Here is a 19,781-nt window from a genome sequence, read left to right as displayed (position 1 = left end):
GCCAGGACCCATTACCACCGAATTTGATTGTAAGCGGGATCGCGGCCCTAGCCTCGCGCAACGATGAGCAGCCGGGGTAATGGGTCCCTGGCTTTCGCCAGGACGACCCTGAGTGTGTGGCGCCGCTTGCGAGCGATACATTCACATCCTCTCAGGATGACGGAGAAACAGTTGAGCAGCCTGGATGCCCCTCACCTATCCGGATTGGCGCGCTCGAACTGGCGCAGCAGGCGGTTGCCGCGTTCGACGGCGTTGTCCATCGCGGCCTGCGCCGAACGCTTGCCGGCGAACACCTGCTCGAGCTCCTCCTCGATCACGTCGCGGATCAGGACGAACGAGCCGAGGCGGATGCCCTTCGAATTGTCGGTCGGCGGCTTCAGCGTCACCTCCTCGATCGAGATCGAGGCGCCGGGATTGCGATCGTAGAAACCCTGCGCACGGGTCAGATCGAATGCGGCGCGGGTGATCGGCAGGTAGCCCGTGTTCTGGTGCCAGGCGGCCTGCACCTCCGGCCGCGACAGATAGGCGAAGAACTTCGCCACGCCGGCATACTCGGCGCGCGGCCGGTCGCGCAACACCCACAGCGTCGCGCCGCCGATGATCGAGTTTTGCGGCGCGCCCTGCACGTCGGGTTCGTACGGCATCATGCCGTAGCCGACCTCGAATTTGGAATTGGCCCTGATGTCGGCGCGCGTACCCGACGAGCCGATGAAGATGCCGCACTCGCCTTTCTGGAAGCGCGGCTCGGCCGCCTGCCCGCGGCCGCTATAGTCGAAGGTCTTGTCGGCCTGCCATTGCGCGAGCTGCGCGATGTGGCGCACCACCAGCGGATTGTTAAAGATCAGCTGGGCGTCGAGCCCGGAAAACCCGTTGGCCTTGGTTGCGATCGGCAGATTGTGGAAGGCCGAGAAGTTCTCGACATTGATCCAGGAGGGCCACGACGTGGTCACGCCGCACATCGCGCCCGCCGCGCGCAGCCGCTTGGCCACGACGCCGAGCTCCGGCCAGGTCCTCGGCGGCACACTCGGATCGAGCCCGGCGGAGCGGAACATATCCTTGTTGTAGTAGAGGATCGGCGTCGAGGCATTGAAGGGGAACGACAACATGTTGCCGTCGACATCGGCATAGTAGCCGGCCACCGCGGGCAGATAGGCCGACGGCGCGAATGCCTCGGATTGATCGCGCATCAGCTCGAACACCGGATAGATCGCGCCGCGGGCCGCCATCATGGTTGCGGTCGCGATCTCGTTGACCTGAACGATCGCCGGCTGGCTGCGCGAGCGGAAGGCGAAGATCGCCGCGGTGACGGTCTCGGTATAGTTGCCCTTGTAGGCGGGCACGATCCGGTAGTCGGATTGCGAGGCGTTGAAATCGGCGGCAAGCTTCTCGAGCTGCTTGCCGAGCTCGCCCGACATCGCGTGCCACCACATGATCTCGGTGGCCGCTCGCGCCGGCGACACAAGCAGAAGAGCCGCGACGACGAGGTGCAAAAGCTTCAAGGCGAGCTTCAAAGCGAACTTCACGACGAGCCGTTCCCGGATGCCAACACGCCCTCATAAGGCGCTACAACCACAGATTCAACCGACACCACAGGTTGCACCGCGGATTTAACGTTTGGCCGATGGCGAACCGGCGCCATTCTGCTAAAAATGCGTTGAACCTTTTCTTCCCGCCCTGGACACAAATCACAAGGGGAATTGTAGCCTGTGTACCGCCGCGCCGGCCTTTCGCGGATAACGATGCTTGCCGTCGCGCTGTCATGGGCAGCGGTCCCGGCGAGCGCTTTTGCGCGCGAATTCCGTACCGCCGATACCCAGAATGAGGACTATCCGACCGTCCAGGCGCTGAATTACATGGACCGCCTGATCGCTGAACGCACCGCCGGCCGGCACCGCATCGTGGTCTTCCATTCCCGCCAGCTCGGTGAGGAAAAGGAGACGCTGGAGCAGACCCGGGCCGGCGCCATCGACATGAACCGGACCAATGTCGCGCTGATCGGGACAATGGTGCCGTCGGTCAACGTGCTGGCAATGCCGTTCCTGTTTCGATCGCCCGAACACCTGCAGAACGTGCTGGATGGACCGATCGGCAGCGAGATCCTGAACAGTCTCGGGGCTCACGGCTTCGTCGGACTGGCCTTCTACGATTCCGGCGCCCGCTCGATCTATAACAGCGTCCACCCGGTCCATTCGCTCGACGACGTCAAGGGACTGCGGTTGCGCGTGCAGCAATCCGAACGGATGTCGGACGTGATGCGCGCGCTCGGCGCCCAGCCGGTCCAGATGCCCTACGGCCAGGTATTGACCGGATTCGCCACCGGGCTGATCGACGGCGCCGAGAACAACTGGGCGTCCTTCGTCACCACCGGTCACTACAAACATGCCCGCTACTACACGTTGACCCAACACACCTTCAGTCCGGACGTGCTGCTGATGTCGCAAAAGGCATGGGCCAGCCTCTCGCCGGACGAGCAGGCGATCTTCCGCGAGGCTGCGCAGCGCTCCAGCGTCTACATGCGCGAGAGGTGGCGGGAGCTCGAGGAGCGCTCGCGCAAGCAAGCGGAGCTGGCGGGCGTCGAGATCGTGGCCGATATCGACCGCAAGCCGTTCGAAGCTGCAATGGCCGGCATCTACGCCAGAGCCGAGCGCGATCCCGCGATATCGGCGCTGATCGAACGCATCCGCAACATGGAGTAACCGGATCTTGGACGCATCAAAGCAGGACGGGACGATGCGACGGCGGGCGGCCTTCGGGCCGCAGGGCCGTTTCCGCATCGTCCAGCTGCTGCGCGCGGTGCCGATCCGCTGGCGCATCCTTTCGATCGCCCTGCTCAACTCCGCGGTGGTGATCGTGCTGGCGGTGCTGATCTGGAACGGCGCGAAGGTGCTCGGCTCGGCCTGGGAGGACGTCCGCCAGGTGCGGGAATCCGACAAGATCCTGGCCAAGCTCGAAAGCGAGACCAGCCGCCTGCAGAACCTGATCCATCGCTACATCAACCAGCCGAGCCCGGACCTGTTCGCCGAAATCCTGCTGCTCCGCGAGGCCGTGCTCGGCACGCTGACCAACCGGGCCTCGACCGACCCGATGCTGTCAGGCTCGGTCGAGCAGCTGGAGCGCGTCACCAGCCGCTTCCTCGACGGCTTCGGCGAACTGCGCACCGTGCAGACCAGGATCGCCAAGACCTATGATGAGCAGGTGCTGTCGCCGACCAAGGACATGGCCGGGCTCTATTCGATCATCGAGGGCGCGACCGGCCATCGCGATGCACTGATCTGGCCCGCGCTCGGCAAGTCGCGCGAAGCCTTCACCTCACTGCTGGTCGCCGCCAACGCCTACTACCTCTCGCTTGCCTCCTCGTCGGCCGAGGAAGCCCGCCGCAACATCGATACGATCGAGCGGACGATTCCCGTCATGACCGATCTGGCCGAAAACGATCTGCAGCGGATGGCGCTGGCGCGGCTCAAGGTCAAGACCGCCGAGCTGCGCGACGGGCTCGGCAAGCTCAGCGAGCAGCTCAGCAACCGCACCGATTTGCTGCGCAATTCGATCGACGCCAGCCAGGCGGATGCGATCGGCGCGATCGACGATCTCTCGGTGAAGATGCGCCAGCGCGAGCAGAAGGCGCAGGAGACGTTCGACAAGACGCTGACCTCGATCTCGCGCCGGGTGCTGTCGATTGCCGTGATCTTCCTCGGCGTCATCATGTCGGCCGGCGTCATGATCGCGCTATCGATCCGGCTGCCGCTGGCGCAGATCATGGCCGCGATGCGCACCATAACCTCGGGAGACCTCGACCGGCCGGTGCAGGGCACCTCGGCCAAGGACGAAGTCGGCGCCATGGCGCGTGCGGTCGAAGTGTTCCGCGAGAACGCGATCGCCAAGCGCAAGACCGAGGACGAGCTGCGCACCGCCAAGGAGGAGGCCGAAAGCGCGCTGCTCGAGCTCAATACCGCGCAGCAGAACCTGATCGATGCCGAACGCCTCGCCGCGCTCGGCGGCCTCGTTGCCGGCGTCGCCCACGAGGTCAACAATCCGATCGGCATCAGCCTGACGGTGGCCTCGAGCTTCGCCCGCCGCAGCGAGATGTTCGAGAACGACCTGAAGACCGAGCCGCTGCGCCGCTCCAAGCTCGACGAGTTCGTGCGCGCCTCGCGTGACGCATCGCAGCAACTGGTCGCGAACCTGACGCGCGCCGGCGAGCTGATCCAGTCGTTCAAGCAGGTCGCCGTCGATCGCTCGCATGCCGAGCGCCGCCAGTTTGCCTTGAGCGAATCCACCGACCAGATCGTGGCGAGCCTGCGGCCGGTGCTGAAGAAGGCCGCGATCGCGCTGTCGGTCGATGTGCCCGAGGGGCTCTTGATCGACGGTTATCCCGGCGCCTATGGGCAGATCTTAACCAATCTTTTCCTCAACGCCGTCAATCATGCCTTTGCCGATGGCCGCTCCGGCACCATCACCATCTCGGCGCGCGGGCGCGGCGCCGACGATGTCGAGATCATCTTCGCGGACGACGGGGCGGGCATGACGCCGGACGTGCAGCGGCAGGCGTTCGACCCGTTCTTTACGACGCGCCGCAACGAAGGTGGTACGGGCCTCGGCCTCCACATCGTCTATAACCTCGTCACCCAGCAGCTCGGTGGACGCATGATGCTGGAGTCAAGGGTAGGACAAGGCACCACTTTTCGCATTATCATGCCCAGGATCGCCAAGGGGGCTGCCAAGGGCGAGCCCACGATCACTGACGCAGCAGCCGACGGAACCAGTCAATGGCCGAACAGGACGATGTCCTCCAACTGATCGACGATACCGAGAGCCCCCCGGAGGACTCGTCGGCCCGCAAATGGAAGATCGCCGTCATCGATGACGATCACGCCGTCCATGAAGGCACCCGCTTCGCGCTGAGCGATTACAACCTGAACGGTTCGACGCTGGAGATCCTCTCCGCCTACTCTGCGGCCGAAGGCCGCACGCTGATGCGGGACAACCCCGACATCGCAGCCGTGCTGCTCGACGTCATCATGGAGACCGACGTCGCCGGCCTCGAGCTCGTCGAGTTCATCCGCAACGAGATCAAGAACGAGACCGTGCGCATCATCCTGCGCACCGGCCAGCCCGGCCAGGCGCCGGAACGGCGCGTCATCGTGCAATACGACATCAACGACTACAAGGCGAAGACCGAGCTCACCGCCGACAAGCTGTTCACGTCGCTGACGGCCGCGCTGCGCAGCTACCAGCAGCTCGAGCGCATGGTGCAGACACGGCGCGGGCTCGAGATCATCATCGACGCGGCCTCGACGCTGTACGACTTCAAGTCGATGCAGCGGCTGGCCGAGGGCGTGCTGACCCAGCTCGCCTCGCTGCTCAACGTCGACTGCGCCGGCATTCTGGTGCTGCGCGACGACGGCAATTCGGCGGCGGCCGATTTCTCGGTGCTGGCCTGCTCCGGCTGCTACAGCCGCTTCATCGGCACCACCTCGTCGAAGGCGCTCGATCCGGACCTGCGGCACATGGTGGAGGAAGCATTCCAGCGCCGCAAGAACGAGTTCGCCGACCACCGCAGCGTGCTCTATTCGCGCACCGGCAGCGGCCGCGAGGTCGTGGTGCTGCTGCAAGCCGAGCGCCAGCTCTCCGACACCGACCGTGCGCTGGTCGAGATCTTCTCGAGCCGGCTGTCGATCGCGTTCGACAATGTGATCCTCTACCAGCAGCTGCACGAGGCCAACACCCAGCTCGAGGACCGCGTCGCGCAGCGCACCCGCGCGTTGATGCAGGCCAACCGGCGGCTCTCGGCGCAATGGCTGCGGCTGCAGCGCGCCAACGGCTTCAAGAACGAGATCCTCGGCACCGTCGCCCACGATCTGAAGAACCCGCTCGGCGTGATCCTCGGCCGCACCGAGATGCTGACCGAACTGATCGGCGCCGGCTCGCCGAAGGAAAACGTCACGTCGCAGGTCGAGCACATCCGGGACGCCACCAAGCGGCTGACCTCGATGGTCGACCATCTGATCTCGGATGCGATGGCCGATGCGTTCGACATCACCATCCGCCGCGAACCGGTCGACGTCGCGGCCCTGGTCAACGAGGTCACCGAGGCCAATTTGCCCTCGGCCGTCAACAAGCAGCAGAGCATCTCGGTCTCGGGGCCGCAGCAATTCGTCACGATGTGCGACGCCGACCGGATCCGCGAGGCGATCGACAACCTCGTCAGCAACGCCATCAAGTACTCGCCGATCGGCGGCAAGATCACGGTCACGGTCAGCCATGAGGGCGACGACACCGTGATCCGCATCGTCGACCAGGGTCCCGGCCTCAGCCCGGAGGATCTCGGCCGGCTGTTCGGCCGGTTCCAGCGGCTGTCGGCCAAGCCGACCGCGGGCGAAAGCTCGACCGGCCTCGGCCTTTCCATCGTCAAGCGCATCATCGACATGCATGGCGGCCATGTGACCGCGCAGAGCCCGGGCCCCGGACAGGGGTCGACCTTTACGGTTACACTGCCGGCGACAGAGACATCATGAGCCAGAACCCGCATATCTTCATCGTGGACGATGAGGCACCGGCCCGCGAAATGGTCGGCGATTACCTCAAGATGCACGGCTTCGGCGTGACGCTGTGCGACGGCGGCAAGAGCCTGCGCAAGGAGATCGAGGGCTGCACGCCCGATCTCGTGGTGCTCGACCTCAACATGCCCGAGGAAGACGGGCTGTCGATCATTCGCGACCTCAAGAGCAAGATCAACGTCCCCGTCATCATGCTGACAGCTACTGCCAGCCCGATCGACCGGGTGGTCGGGCTGGAGCTCGGCGCCGACGACTACGTGGCAAAGCCCTGCGAATTGCGCGAGCTGATGGCGCGCATCCGCTCGGTGCTGCGGCGGAGCGGGCCGGCGAAAGCGCCGGCGCCGGAACCGGCAAGCGCGAAGGCCGAAAAAGAGCAACTGGTGCGGTTCGGCACCAAATGGCTCGATCTCGAGGCCCAGGCCCTGCGCGACGACGAGGGCAATGAGCATCCGCTGACGGCCTCCGAATTCGGCCTCCTGAAGGTGTTCGCGGCCAACCCGAAGCGGGTCTTGTCGCGCGAGCGGCTCCTGGAACTTGCCAATGCGCGCGACGCGGAAGCCTTCGACCGCGCCGTCGACCTCCGCATCATGCGCATCCGCCGCAAGATCGAATTCGACCCGACCAAGCCGTCGGTGATCCGCACCATCCGCGGCGGCGGCTACCTGTTCTCGCCGACCGGGGACAAGGCGTAGCGCTGCGAAAGCTGTCCCGCCTCTCAATGTCGTCCTGGCGAAAGCCAGGACCCATAACCACGACTGCCAGGGTTGGGTAGGCTGGACCCACAGCGGGCTCAAACAACGATCATTTGGGGTAATGGGTCCTGGCTTTCGCCAGGACGACAAATCGTTGTGTGGCACCGGCGGATTCAGCGACACAAAGGCTGTCAATCCGCGCAAAAATCCCTAAGTTTCGGCCATGCCGAAAACAGCCTCCAAAGCCCCCGCCAAGCCCGCATCGAAGACCGACCCCAAGCCCGTCGCCGCCAAGGCCACGGCGAAGGGCGACCATGTCTTCCTGGTCGACGGCTCGTCCTACATCTTCCGCGCCTACCACGCGCTGCCGCCGCTGAACCGCAAATCCGACGGGCTGCAGGTCAACGCCGTGCTCGGCTTCTGCAACATGCTGTGGAAGCTGCTCCGCGACATGCCCGAGGACAACCGGCCGACGCATCTGGCGATCGTGTTCGACAAGTCGGAGATCACGTTCCGCAACAAGCTCTACCCCGACTACAAGGCGCACCGGCCGCCGGCGCCCGACGATTTGATCCCGCAATTCGCGCTGATCCGCGAGGCGGTGCGCGCCTTCGAACTGCCCTGCCTCGAGCAGGTCGGCTTCGAGGCCGACGATCTGATCGCGACCTATGCGCGGCTCGCCAGCGAGCGCGGCGCGACCACGACGATCGTGTCATCGGACAAGGATCTGATGCAACTCGTCAACGACAAGGTCGTGATGTACGACACGATGAAGGATCGCCGCATCGGCCGCGACGAGGTGATCGAGAAGTTCGGCGTGCCGCCGGAGAAGGTGGTCGAGGTGCAGGCGCTGGCCGGCGACTCCACCGACAACGTGCCCGGCGTGCCAGGCATCGGCATCAAGACCGCCGCGCAGCTGATCATCGAATATGGCGATCTCGATCAGCTGCTGTTCCGCGCCGGCGAGATCAAGCAGCCGAAGCGGCGCGAGGCGCTGCTGGAGAACGCCGAGAAGGCGCGCATCTCGCGCCAGCTCGTGCTGCTCGACGACAAGGTCGAGCTCGAAGTGCCGCTCGACGACCTCGCCGTGAACGACCCCGACTCGCGCCGGCTGATCGCCTTCCTCAAGGCGATGGAGTTCACCACCCTCACCCGCCGCGTCGCCGACTACGCGCAGATCGACCCGGCCAATGTCGACGCCGATCCCGGCAACAAGAGCGGCGCGAGCGTGTTCTCGCCATTGCCGCCGTCGGATGTGACGCCGGCGCCAGGAGACGCCCCGACATCTGCGGCACCGCTTCCGAAAGCCAAGCCGACCGGCGCGCGTGACGACAAGAATTCGAGCCGCAAGGGCACGCCGGCGACGCTGGCCGAGGCCCGTGGCGAGGCGATCCGGAAAATTGGCTTCGACCGCAAGGCGTATCAGGCGATCGGCAGTCTCGATCAGCTCAGCGCCTTCATCGCCCGCGTGCCCGACACCGGCTATGTCGCGATCGAGGCGATGTCGGAATCGATCGACCCGATGCAGGGCGAGCTCTCGGGCCTTGCACTGGCGCTGGCGCCAAACGATGCGTGTTACGTCCCGCTCAGCCACAGGCAGGCCGGCGGTGGCGCGGGCCTGTTCGACGCCGGACTCGCACCCGGCCAGATCAAGACGGCCGAGGCGCTGGAAGCGCTCAGGCCGCTGCTGGAGTCCGTCGGCATCCAGAAGGTCGGCTTCGACGTCAAGTTCACCTCGGTGATGCTGGCGCAGCACGGAATCACGCTGCGCAACATCGACGATGCGCAGCTGATGAGCTACGCGCTCGATGCGGGCCGCGGCTCGCATGCGCTGGAGGCGCTCGCCGAGCGCTGGTTCGGCCACGCCGTCGTCAATTACGGCGGCCTCGTCGGCAGCGGCAAGGGCAAGCTGACCTTCGATCAGGTCACGATCGACAAGGCCAGCGAATATGCGGCCGAAAGCGCCGACGTGATCCTGCGGCTGTGGCGCGTGCTGAAGCCGCGTCTCGTCGCCGAGCGGATGGCGACGGTGTACGAGACGCTGGAACGGCCGCTGGTCTCGGTGCTGGCGCGGATGGAGCGGCGCGGCATCTCGATCGACCGCCAGGTGCTGTCGCGGCTGTCGGGCGATTTCGCCCAGACCGCGGCGCGCGTCGAGGCCGAGATCCAGGAGATCGCCGGCGAGCCGGTCAATGTCGGCAGCCCGAAGCAGATCGGCGACATCATCTTCGGCAAGATGGGATTGCCCGGCGGCAGCAAGACCAAGACCGGCGCGTGGTCGACCACCGCGCAGGTGCTCGACGAGCTCGCCGAGCAAGGCCACGAATTCCCGAAGAAGATCCTGGAGTGGCGCCAGGTCTCGAAGCTGAAATCGACCTACACCGACGCGCTGCCGACCTACGTCAATCCGCAGACCCACCGCGTCCACACCACCTACGCGCTGGCCGCGACCACCACGGGCCGGCTGTCGTCGAACGAGCCGAACCTGCAGAACATCCCGGTTCGTACCGAGGACGGCCGCAAGATCCGCCGCGCCTTCATCGCAACGCCCGGCCACAAGCTGGTGTCGGCCGACTACTCACAGATCGAGTTGCGGCTGCTCGCCGAGATCGCCGACGTGCCGGTGCTGCGCCAGGCATTCCGCGACGGGCTCGACATTCACGCCATGACCGCATCCGAAATGTTCGGCGTGCCGATCAAGGACATGCCGAGCGAGGTGCGCCGCCGCGCCAAGGCGATCAACTTCGGCATCATCTACGGCATCTCGGCATTCGGCCTCGCCAACCAACTCGGCATCGCCCGCGAGGAGGCCTCGGCCTACATCAAGAAATACTTCGAGCGCTTCCCGGGCATCCGCGCCTATATGGACGAGACCAAGGATTTCTGCCGCCGCAACGGCTATGTGACGACGCTGTTCGGGCGCAAGTGCTACTACCCCGACATCAAGGCCTCCAACGCCTCGGTGCGCGCCTTCAACGAACGCGCCGCGATCAATGCGCGCCTGCAGGGCACCGCGGCCGACATCATCCGCCGCGCCATGATCCGCGTCGAGGACGCGCTCACCGAGAAGAAGCTCTCGGCGCAGATGCTTTTGCAGGTGCATGACGAACTGATCTTCGAGGTGCCGGACGATGAGGTCGCGGCGACGCTGCCGGTGGTGCAGAAGGTGATGCAGGATGCGCCGTTCCCGGCGGTGCTCCTGTCGCTGCCGCTGCAGGTCGATGCCCGCGCCGCGAACAATTGGGACGAGGCGCATTAGAGTCTCAAAAGCGAGGCTCATGGGTGACGCAACGCTATCGCCGCGTGCGCGGCTCCGCTCCAAGTAAGGTGAGCACCGGCAGTCGGGCTCCCTCCCCCCTTGCGGGGGAGGGTGGGGAGAGGGGTATCACACGACGTGCTCTCAACGGGACCGTCGATGACGCGCGGTTCGATATTGCACGAGCCGCGCGTCCATTGATCATCTCGCCCGGGACTACCCCTCTCCCCACCCTCTCCCGCAAGGGGAGAGGGAGCCTGACCGATGTGCTCACCTTACTCGCCATGTGCGATCAACCGTTCCGGCCCAAACTCTCGCACCGCCTTCGCCGCCACATTGCTCCGAGAGCAATTCCAGCATGGCCGCGCCGCGGACGACACGCTAGAAGTGTGCGCATCCCTCGCGAGACCCGTCATGCCCCACACATCCGCTTTGCTCGGCTTTGCGCTCATCTGCCTCGGCATGGTGCTGACGCCGGGGCCGAACATGATCTATCTGATCTCGCGCTCGATCACGCAAGGGCCGGCGGCCGGCATCGTCTCGCTCGGCGGCGTGGCGCTCGGCTTCGTGTTCTACATGCTGTGCGCGGCGTTCGGCATCACCGCATTGCTGTTTGCGATTCCCTACGCCTATGACGCGCTGCGCTTTGCCGGCGCGGGCTATCTGCTCTGGCTGGCATGGCAGGCCGTGAGGCCCGGCGGCCGCTCGCCGTTCCAGGTCAAGGCGCTGAAGGTCGACGGCCCGCGCAAATTGTTCGCGATGGGCTTCGTCACCAATCTGCTGAACCCGAAGATCGCGATGCTTTATCTGGCGCTGCTGCCGCAGTTCATCGACCCCGCCGGCGGCAGCGTGCTGACGCAGTCGCTCGCGCTCGGCTCGATCCAGATCGTGATCAGCGTCAGCGTCAACGCGATGATCGCCCTCGCCGCCGGTTCGATCGCGGTGTTCCTCGGCACCCGCCCGACCTGGCTTTTGGTGCAGCGCTGGCTGATGGGCACCGTGCTCGCAGGGCTGGCGATGAAGATGGCGCTCGAGGCGCGGCGGGCCTAGCGAGTACCCTCTCCCCTTGTGGGAGAGGGTGGCTTCGATGCTTCGCATCGAAGCCGGGTGAGGGGTTGTTTCCACGAGTTCGTCTGCGGGGACAACCCCTCATCCGGCGCTTCGCGCCACCTTCTCCCACAAGGGGAGAAGGGAAGTAAGCGCGTAGGATGGGTAGAGCGCAGCGAAACCCATCCTGACCACCGCGGATTCGAAGTGATGGGTTTCGCTGCGCTCTACCCATCCTACGGTTCAGCAACCCTCAATCCAGCTTCGCCTCCATCCCCCGCTTCGTCGCCGGGCGGGCCATCAGCGTCTCGTACCAGCGCTTGACGTTGGGGAAGTCGGCCAGGTCGACCTTGTGGCGCGGATGGCGCCAGGCCCAGCCGAGGATGGCGAAATCGGCGACCGAGAGATCGCCGGCGACGAATTCGCGCCCATCAAGCCGGCGATCCAGCACACCGTAGAGTCGCCGCGTCTCGGCCATGTAGCGCTCCAGGCCGTAGGCGCGGTCCTGCTCGTTCTCCAGCGCGATGAAATGGTGCACCTGGCCCGGCATCGGGCCGAAGCCGCCCATCTGCCACATCAGCCACTCATAGACCGGAATCCGTTCCGCCAGCGGCTTCGGCAGGAACTTGCCGGTCTTCTCGCCGAGATAGAGCAGGATCGCGCCGGACTCGAAAATGCTGACCGGCTTGCCGCCGGGCCCATCCGGATCGACGATCGCCGGGATCTTGTTGTTCGGGCTGATCGCAAGGAAGGCGGGCGCCATCTGCTCGCCCTTGCCGATGTTCACCGGGATCACCTTGTAGGGCAGGCCCATTTCCTCCAGCGCGACCGAGATCTTGCGGCCGTTGGGGGTGTTCCAGGTGTGCAGCTCGATGGTCATTTCCGCTTCCCGTGCAAGTGTTTGGGCAAGTGTTTGGCCGAGTGTTTGGCGCCTGCTTACGGGGAACGGAACGGCCGCACAACCGCGCTTTCCGGAAAGCACGCCCGCGGAAATCGCGGCTTGGGCACTGTTGACGGCGGAATTTCCACGCTGGAATGTGCCGGTAAGCGTGGATAGATTGCCGCCCGCCTCAAACCCTCAAGGGAAAAAGTCTTTGTCCAAATCAGCCTCCCGCGCCCGCCTCGCCGAGATCATCCGCAAGCGTTCGTTCGGCCGCGGCGAGATCACGCTGGCGTCGGGCCGCAAGAGCGACTTCTATTTCAACCTGAAGCCGACGATGCTCGATCCCGAGGGCGCGGCGCTGCTCGCCGAGCTCACCTACGAAGCGCTGAAGGACGACAAGCTCGACTTCGTCGGCGGGCTCGAGATGGGCGCGGTGCCGCTCGCCGGTGCGATCGCGCAGCTGTCCTGGCTGAAGGGACACCCGATCGCGGCGTTCTTCGTGCGCAAGAAGCCGAAGGAGCATGGCGCGAAGCTTTCCGTCGAAGGGCTTGCGAAGGGCGAGAGCCTTGCGGGCAAGCGCATCGTCATCGTCGAGGACGTCACCACGACAGGCGGCTCGGCGCTGAAGGCGGTGGAAGCCGTGCGCGAGGCCGGCGGTGAGATCGCGCTTGTCTTCACCATGGTCGATCGCGAGGAAGGCGCGACCGAGACGTTTGCCGAAGCCGGCTTGGCGTTCCGCGCGCTGTACAAGGCGGGCGAGTTCCTGAAGGACTGACGGTCTCTCTTCTCCCTCGCCTCGCTCTTGCGGGGGCGAGACGAGCGAAGCTCGCTCTTAGAGGGTTGGGGCTCTCTCCCCGCTTACATCTGTTGAGAGACCTGTACTGGATCGATCCGCGAGCTCGCTTCGCCTCTCGCTTGCGGGGGAGGGAGCGCAGTACCGATGCCGTTGCACCTCAAACCCCATATGCGATAGCCCGCCGCAAGCGGGGCGAGGTGAAAGGCAGTCCGCGCGGTGCGCGTTTCATGTGACGCCGTCACCCTCAATCAATCGCTCGTTTACCATCCCGCCTTAAGGTGATTCCGCCGGGGCAGCTTGTCGCCGCGGCGTGGCGCGTCGGGTGGAGTTGGCGTTGCGTACAGAGTTGAGTGATCGGCGCATGCGGCGCCGCGTGATGCTTGCCGCCGCAGCCGTTGCGGGTTCCATCCTGGTGGTGCCCGCGCCTGTGTCAGCCGAAGGGCTGCTCGACTTCTTCTTCGGCGGTTCCCAGAAGCAGCAGAGCCGGCAGGCACCGCCGCAAGCCAGTTTCTTCGCCGACCCGTTCGGCCTCAACCAGCAGGCTGAGCGGCAACCGTCCGCCCCCATCTCGGCGCCGCGCGTGGCCGGTTCCGGACCGGCATATTGCGTGCGCAGCTGCGACGGCAAATATTTTCCGCTGACGATGCGCGGCAACGCCACGCCGGCGCAGCTTTGCCAGGCGTTCTGTCCGGCGAGCGCGACCAAGGTCTATTACGGCAGCCATATCGACAGCGCCGCATCGACCGCCGGCGAACGCTACGCCGACAGCGAGAACGCCTTCGCCTATCGCAAGGCGCTGCGCGCCGACTGCACCTGCAACGGCCGTGACCCGGCGGGGCTTGCGCCGGTCGACCTCGCGCTCGATGCCTCGCTGCGTGCCGGCGACGTGATCGCGACCACCGACGGCCTCGTCGCCTACACCGGCATCCGCGTCGGCAACGAGCAGTCCTTCGACTTCACGCCGGTCGCCTCCTATCCCGGATTGACCACGGCGGTCCGCGCGCGGCTCGGCGAAATGAAGGTTGCCCCCGTCAGCGCCGAGATCGCGGGCGACGCGCCGCTGCCTGAAACCGGCCGCGATGTCGCGCCACCTGCGCCGTCGTCTGGTGCGCCGAAGGGCAACGCCGCAAAGCCCGCCAAGCGGGCCGAAGCGAACTGACGGGCGTAAGGCCGTCATTCCGGGATGGTGCGTAAGCACCAGACCTCAGATGCGCAATTGCGCATCGGGGAATCTCGAGATTCCGGGTTCGCCTCTTCGAGGCGCCCCGGAATGACGCTGTTACAAATTGCTACCGCGCCACGATCACGCCGATCACGTTCGGCGCGGCCATGTATTTCTCCTCGATCGCGGCCCGCGCGGCCGCGCGGTTCTCCGGATTGAGGATGCCGCGCTTCTCGGCGAGGATCATCCAGCAATAGCCCCACCAGTCCGTCAGCATGCCGTGATCGTCGACGAGATCGTAACCCTGCTCGCCGGCGAAAATCCGCGCATGCGCTTCATCGAGCGAATCGAGCCAGGCGTGGTCCTCGTCCGAGAACAGCCCGTCGCTGAAATCATCCGTGGTGTAGCCCCAGATCGACATGCAGACCGCGTTGAACTCGCGATCGAGCTGGTCGTCATCGATCGGCTGGCGCCGCGAGGCCTGGTGCAGCCGCGATAGCGACCGCGCGAAATCGGCAATCCGGGTCAGAGCGAATTGATCGAAGGCGATGGTGGACATGTAGTCCTCGCAGAGACTGAAAGACCATAGATATTGTGTCGGCACAGGTGCCGAATCACAATGATATATCAAAGACTTGCTAAAGTGTTCTTAATTCGTTCTGATGCTATCAGTAGACGTCGCCCCGGCGAAGGCCGGGGCCCATACCACCGCTATCGGACATCTCACGTGATCGGTGCCCCGAAATGAATGCCGCAGTCTATTACGTCTACATTCTCGCGAGCCGCCGCCATGGGACACTCTACGTCGGCGTCAGCAACGATCTTTGCAATCGGCTTACGCTTCACCGCTCTGGACACGGCTCACAGTTCGTCAAGAAATACGGCGTCACGCGACTGGTTTACGTGGAGGTCTACGCCACACCGCAGGAAGCGATCGCACGGGAAAAAGCGCTGAAGGAATGGCGCCGCGACTGGAAGATTCGCCTGATCGAGAAAGACAATCCGGAGTGGGGCGACCTGTCCCATCTTCTCTGACGGCTGTGGTTATGGGCCCCGGCCTTCGCCGGGGCGACGAATTGCGGTGACTGCCCTCGCCTCATGAAAAAGCTGACACAGCGCCCCCAAAAGCAATTCGGGCCGCTGACCAGGTCAGCGGCCCGTTGAAAATGGCTTCGGAATGAAATGCGTCGGAGCTGAAAAATGTGCCCGCCCCACGAGCGACAGCTGTGTTTGTAAAGGCTCCGTTAAGCCTTGAAAATCCGTATCACCACGGTGTTTCGGATTGCGCGTGAAAGCGCGTTGCGCGGCCGCTTAGTTCGCCGCCGAAAGCAGCTTGTCGCCGCAGGCGTTTGCGTAGAACTTGCCGCCGCATTGCCGCTTGATGGCGGCGCAGCGCGCGGCGGGCGATGCGTTCTGCGCCACGCTGAAGCCGCAACTTAGGCCGTCGGCTCTGCGGCCCGGTCTGCCCGCTGCATCGGCTGCGCTGGTCGCCGTGATGCACACCACGAGCAACGCCGCGGCCGCGATCTCGATCAAGAGTCTCATCACGCATCCTCCGGTCAATTGTCGCGAAATGCCGGCTTCTGCAACGCCATCGTAGCACCCATGACGGCTGCTCCGGAAGGTTCCCGAAGCGGCCCGGTCCTTGCATAAAATCACGGCAGCGCTGTGTATGGCATCGTCCCTGACGGTTTCGATTGCCAAGCAACGCGGGTATCATTGCGCCGGAGCGTGATCGGAAGGCCGCGGAACCGGGATTTCCGGGGGAACCATGCTCCACCAATGAGATGAGGACATGATGCGCATCATCGCATCATGTTCCGGTTTGAACGGCAGGGATTGGGCGCGTTGCAGGAACAGACAAACTACCCGGCATTGAACCAGCCGATCGACGAGCTGGCGCTGACCGAGATCAAGAGCGCGATCCTGGCCAAGCTCCGGCTTGCGATCGGCAAGGACGCCACCGTTGCGACCAGACGCGACTGGTACAAGGCCGCGGCGCTGACGTTGCGCGACCGCATCGTGCACCACTGGCTGACGGCCGAGAAGCAGAGCTACGACGCCGGCGCCAAGCGCGTCTATTATCTCTCGCTCGAGTTCCTGATCGGGCGCCTGTTCACCGACGCACTCAACAATATGGGACTACTGCCGCTGTTCGAGGCGGCGCTCGGCGACCTCGGCGTCGATCTCTCGGACCTGCGCAAATGCGAGCCGGATGCGGCGCTCGGCAATGGCGGCCTCGGCCGGCTTGCGGCCTGCTTCATGGAGAGCATGGCGACGCTGGCGATCCCCGCGACCGGCTACGGCATCCGCTACGATTTCGGGCTGTTCCGCCAGATCATGAACCATGGCTGGCAGCAGGAATATCCCGACGAGTGGCTCGCCTTCGGCAATCCTTGGGAATTCCAGCGGCCGGAGGTGGTGTACAACGTTCACTTCGGCGGCCATGTCGAGCATGTCGACGATCGCGGCCGCGACCGCGCCACCTGGCACCCGGCGGAAACCGTCGAGGCCATGGCCTACGACACGCCGATCGTCGGCTGGCGCGGCCAGCACGTCAACGCGCTCCGCCTGTGGTCGGCGCATGCGCCCGACCCGCTCGAGCTCGACGTCTTCAACACCGGCGACTACGTCTCGGCCAGCGCCGAGCAGGCCCGCGCGGAAGCGATCTGCAAATTCCTGTATCCGAACGACGAGAGCGCGGCGGGCCGCGAGCTCCGGCTGCGCCAGGAATATTTCTTCGTCTCGGCCTCGTTGCAGGATCTCGTGAAGCGGCATCTCGCCTCCGACGGCGGCCTGCGCAACCTCGCGCAGAAGGCGGCGGTGCAGCTCAACGACACCCATCCGAGCCTTGCGGTCACCGAGCTGATGCGCATCCTGGTCGACCTGCACAATTTCCGCTGGGACGAGGCCTGGAAGATCACGGTCGCGACGCTGTCCTACACCAACCACACGCTGCTGCCGGAGGCGCTCGAGACCTGGCCGGTCGAATTGTTCGAGCGGCTGCTGCCGCGGCATCTCGAGATCATCTACCGCATCAATGTGGCCCATCTCGCGCTCGCCGAGGAACGCTTCCCCGGCGACATCGAATATCGCGCCTCGGTCTCGCTGATCGACGAGCGCAGCGGCCGCCGCGTGCGGATGGGCCAGCTCGCCTTCGTCGGCTCGCACCGCATCAACGGCGTCTCCGCGATGCATTCCGACCTGATGAAGGAGACCGTGTTCCACGACCTCCACCATCTCTATCCGTCGCGCATCACCAACAAGACCAACGGCATCACCTTCCGCCGCTGGCTGATGCTGGCCAACCCGCGGCTGACCGCGCTGCTGCGCGAAACCTGCGGCGAGGCCGTGCTCGACGACTTCTCGCTGCTCGAGCGGCTCGAGACCCATTCGAGCGACCTGGAATTCCAGAAGCGCTTCCGCGACGTCAAGCATCACAACAAGCTGGCGCTGGCGCGGCTGATCCGCGAGCGCAACGGCATCCAGGTCGATCCCTCGGCGCTGTTCGACGTGCAGATCAAGCGCATCCACGAATACAAGCGGCAGCTGCTCAACATCCTGGAGACGATCGCGCTGTATCACGCGATGAAGGACGATCCGCGGCGCGACTGGGTGCCGCGCGTGAAAATCTTCGCCGGCAAGGCGGCGGCGAGCTACCGCTACGCCAAGCTGATCATCAAGCTGATCAACGACGTCGCCGAGGTCGTCAACAACGACGCTTCGCTCGGCGGCAGGCTGAAGGTCGCCTTTCTCGCCGACTACAATGTCAGCCTCGCCGAGGTGATCATTCCGGCCGCCGATCTCTCCGAGCAGATCTCGACCGCCGGCATGGAGGCGTCCGGCACCGGCAACATGAAGCTCGCGCTGAACGGCGCACTGACGATCGGCACGCTCGACGGCGCCAATATCGAGATCCGCGACAATGTCGGCGAGGAGAACATCGCGATCTTCGGCCTCGAGGCCGGCGACGTCATGGTCCGCCGCAAGCAGGGATTGGACGCCAGCGACGCGATCCGCAAATCGCCGCGGCTCGAGCGCGCGATCCGCGCCATCGAGAGCGGCGAGTTCTCGCCCGGCGATCCCGCACGCTTCGCCTCGATCGGGCACGCGCTGCGCTACCTCGACCACTACATGGTCTCCGCCGATTTCGATTCCTACTACGACGCGCAGCGCGGCATCGACGCGCGCTGGCGCGTGCCTTCCGCCTGGACCCGCGCCTCGATCCTCAACGTCGCGCGCATGGCCTGGTTCTCCTCCGACCGCACCATCCGCGAATATGCCGAGGACATCTGGCACGTGCCGGTGCATCCGGGCGCCTCGCCGCAGCTCGGCGCCCAGCGCGAGGCGAAGGGATAATCCCGGGACGCGGAAATCGATTACGCCCGACGTCATTGAAATCAGCGCAATTGCTCGCGATATTGCATGACGAACGTCATTGCTCGTCATTGCGTATGGCGATACGGAAGCGCCTGTCGATATTGAAAGATCTGCATGCTCACCAAGACCCCGCACCTTTTCGATGAAGCCACTGCCGTGACCGCCGGCGACAGCCGCTGGCAGGGACGGACCAGTCCCGATTACTGGGCGTTCGTCGGCCCGTTCGGCGGCTGCACGGCCGCGACCATCCTGCGCGCGCTGATGCAGCATCCGCAGCGCGCGGGCGATCCGCTGGCGCTGACGGTCAACTACTGCGCGCCGGTCGCCGAGGGCGCGTTCGATCTCGATGTCCGCCTGGTCAAGGCCAACCGCTCGAGCCAGCACTGGTCGGTCGAGATGACGCAGGGCGGCGGCGAGAAGTCGGAGGCCAAGCGGTCTTAGGAAGACAAATATGTCTGGCAACTCCTTGGCTCACAGAACGACATGGCTACGATCCGACTTCGGTGCCGTTCGACGAGCTGCGCTCCTTTCCGAAGCTCAAGATGACCTGGGCCAACCAGTACGATTTCCGCTTCGCCGAGGGCGAGCCGAAGTTCGCCGGCGGCGGCGCGAAGCAGCCGTCGAGCCCTTACTCAAAGCTCTGGATCGCCGACCGTGTGCCGCGCAAGCTCGATGCGCTGTCGCTGATGTCGATGTCGGACGCGTTCTTCGGCCGCGTCTTCCACGCAAGGCACGAGCTGGTGCCGTTCGGCACCGTATCGCTGACGACCTATTTCCACGCCGACGCGGCCGACCTGGATGCGGAGGATACCACCCGCGTGCTCGCCACAGCCGACGCCAAGACCTTCCACAAGAGCTACGGCGACCAGCACGGCGAATTGTGGTCGCCTGCCGGCCGGCTGCTCGCGACCACGACGCAGATCGCGTACTTCAAGGCGTAGCCAAATATCCACATTGGTCTGTCAGGACCGCATTGCCTATTTCAAGGGTTGAGGGAACATTGGCACG

Annotated in this window: 14 protein-coding genes and 1 pseudogene; 11 read left to right on the top strand and 4 right to left on the bottom strand. The window is 64.9% G+C overall.

From position 1 onward, the window contains the following. Positions 1-191: 191 nt before the first annotated feature. Entirely contained in the window at positions 192-1,523 is a 1,332-nt protein-coding gene (ugpB, locus tag QJT82_RS25870; RefSeq protein ID WP_080686731.1) for a sn-glycerol-3-phosphate ABC transporter substrate-binding protein UgpB, read from the bottom strand. A gap of 216 nt (positions 1,524-1,739) precedes the next feature. Here ugpB and QJT82_RS25865 point away from each other — a divergent pair, with 216 nt between their 5' ends. From QJT82_RS25865 to QJT82_RS25840, 6 genes are all read left to right on the top strand, one after another. Beyond that, positions 1,740-2,696, top strand: coding sequence for a TRAP transporter substrate-binding protein (locus tag QJT82_RS25865; protein ID WP_051447848.1), 957 nt, complete (start codon positions 1,740-1,742; stop codon positions 2,694-2,696). A 34-nt stretch (positions 2,697-2,730) separates the two neighbouring features. Then, a complete protein-coding gene (locus QJT82_RS25860; RefSeq protein WP_028340477.1) occupies positions 2,731-4,797 on the top strand; it encodes a HAMP domain-containing sensor histidine kinase in 2,067 nt (688 codons plus the stop codon). Continuing rightward, complete coding sequence (locus QJT82_RS25855) at positions 4,767-6,515, top strand: DUF3369 domain-containing protein (protein ID WP_028340476.1); 1,749 nt, start codon at positions 4,767-4,769, stop codon at positions 6,513-6,515. Before QJT82_RS25860 ends, QJT82_RS25855 begins: the two co-directional genes overlap by 31 nt. Next, the gene (locus tag QJT82_RS25850; protein ID WP_028340475.1) at positions 6,512-7,249 is read left to right on the top strand and encodes a response regulator; all 738 of its coding nucleotides are present in this window, start codon (positions 6,512-6,514) and stop codon (positions 7,247-7,249) included. The genes QJT82_RS25855 and QJT82_RS25850 overlap by 4 nt, the downstream gene beginning before the upstream one ends. 223 nt (positions 7,250-7,472) lie before the next feature. Continuing rightward, entirely contained in the window at positions 7,473-10,508 is a 3,036-nt protein-coding gene (gene polA / locus QJT82_RS25845) for a DNA polymerase I (protein ID WP_028340474.1), read from the top strand. A 411-nt stretch (positions 10,509-10,919) separates the two neighbouring features. Continuing rightward, the gene (locus tag QJT82_RS25840; RefSeq protein WP_028333807.1) at positions 10,920-11,555 is read left to right on the top strand and encodes a LysE family translocator; all 636 of its coding nucleotides are present in this window, start codon (positions 10,920-10,922) and stop codon (positions 11,553-11,555) included. A gap of 250 nt (positions 11,556-11,805) precedes the next feature. Here the strand turns inward: QJT82_RS25840 and QJT82_RS25835 are convergent, their stop codons facing one another. Continuing rightward, positions 11,806-12,432 carry a glutathione S-transferase N-terminal domain-containing protein gene (locus QJT82_RS25835; RefSeq protein WP_028340473.1) on the bottom strand — a complete coding sequence of 209 codons (627 nt, stop codon included), beginning with the start codon at positions 12,430-12,432 and terminating at the stop codon, positions 11,806-11,808. Between the two features lie 214 nt (positions 12,433-12,646). On the opposite strand from QJT82_RS25835, the gene pyrE reads away from it, so the two are divergent. Then, positions 12,647-13,210 (top strand): orotate phosphoribosyltransferase, encoded by a 564-nt coding sequence (gene pyrE / locus QJT82_RS25830; protein WP_028340472.1) that lies wholly within the window; start codon positions 12,647-12,649, stop codon positions 13,208-13,210. A 382-nt stretch (positions 13,211-13,592) separates the two neighbouring features. Next, positions 13,593-14,390, top strand: a complete 798-nt coding sequence (locus QJT82_RS25825) for a DUF2865 domain-containing protein (protein ID WP_028340471.1) — start codon at positions 13,593-13,595, stop codon at positions 14,388-14,390. A 130-nt stretch (positions 14,391-14,520) separates the two neighbouring features. On the opposite strand, the gene QJT82_RS25820 is transcribed toward QJT82_RS25825, so the two are convergent. Further along, entirely contained in the window at positions 14,521-14,952 is a 432-nt protein-coding gene (locus QJT82_RS25820; RefSeq protein WP_028340470.1) for a hypothetical protein, read from the bottom strand. A 185-nt stretch (positions 14,953-15,137) separates the two neighbouring features. Here QJT82_RS25820 and QJT82_RS25815 point away from each other — a divergent pair, with 185 nt between their 5' ends. Beyond that, complete coding sequence (locus QJT82_RS25815) at positions 15,138-15,428, top strand: GIY-YIG nuclease family protein (RefSeq protein WP_028340469.1); 291 nt, start codon at positions 15,138-15,140, stop codon at positions 15,426-15,428. 276 nt (positions 15,429-15,704) lie between these two features. Here QJT82_RS25815 and QJT82_RS25810 read toward each other — a convergent pair whose 3' ends face one another. Next, positions 15,705-15,938, bottom strand: coding sequence for a hypothetical protein (locus tag QJT82_RS25810; RefSeq protein ID WP_028340468.1), 234 nt, complete (start codon positions 15,936-15,938; stop codon positions 15,705-15,707). Positions 15,939-16,241: 303 nt separating this feature from the next. Between QJT82_RS25810 and QJT82_RS25805 the strand changes: the two genes are divergently transcribed. After that, positions 16,242-18,752, top strand: coding sequence for a glycogen/starch/alpha-glucan phosphorylase (locus QJT82_RS25805; RefSeq protein WP_028340467.1), 2,511 nt, complete (start codon positions 16,242-16,244; stop codon positions 18,750-18,752). Positions 18,753-18,887: 135 nt separating this feature from the next. Further along, positions 18,888-19,714 (top strand): annotated as a pseudogene (locus QJT82_RS25800) (thioesterase family protein). Positions 19,715-19,781: the final 67 nt, after the last annotated feature.

The sequence above is a fragment of the Bradyrhizobium sp. Mp19 genome (genome assembly GCF_029952935.1).
Taxonomy (GTDB): Bacteria; Pseudomonadota; Alphaproteobacteria; order Rhizobiales; family Xanthobacteraceae; genus Bradyrhizobium; species Bradyrhizobium elkanii.
This window is presented reverse-complemented; position numbering and strand designations above follow the sequence as displayed.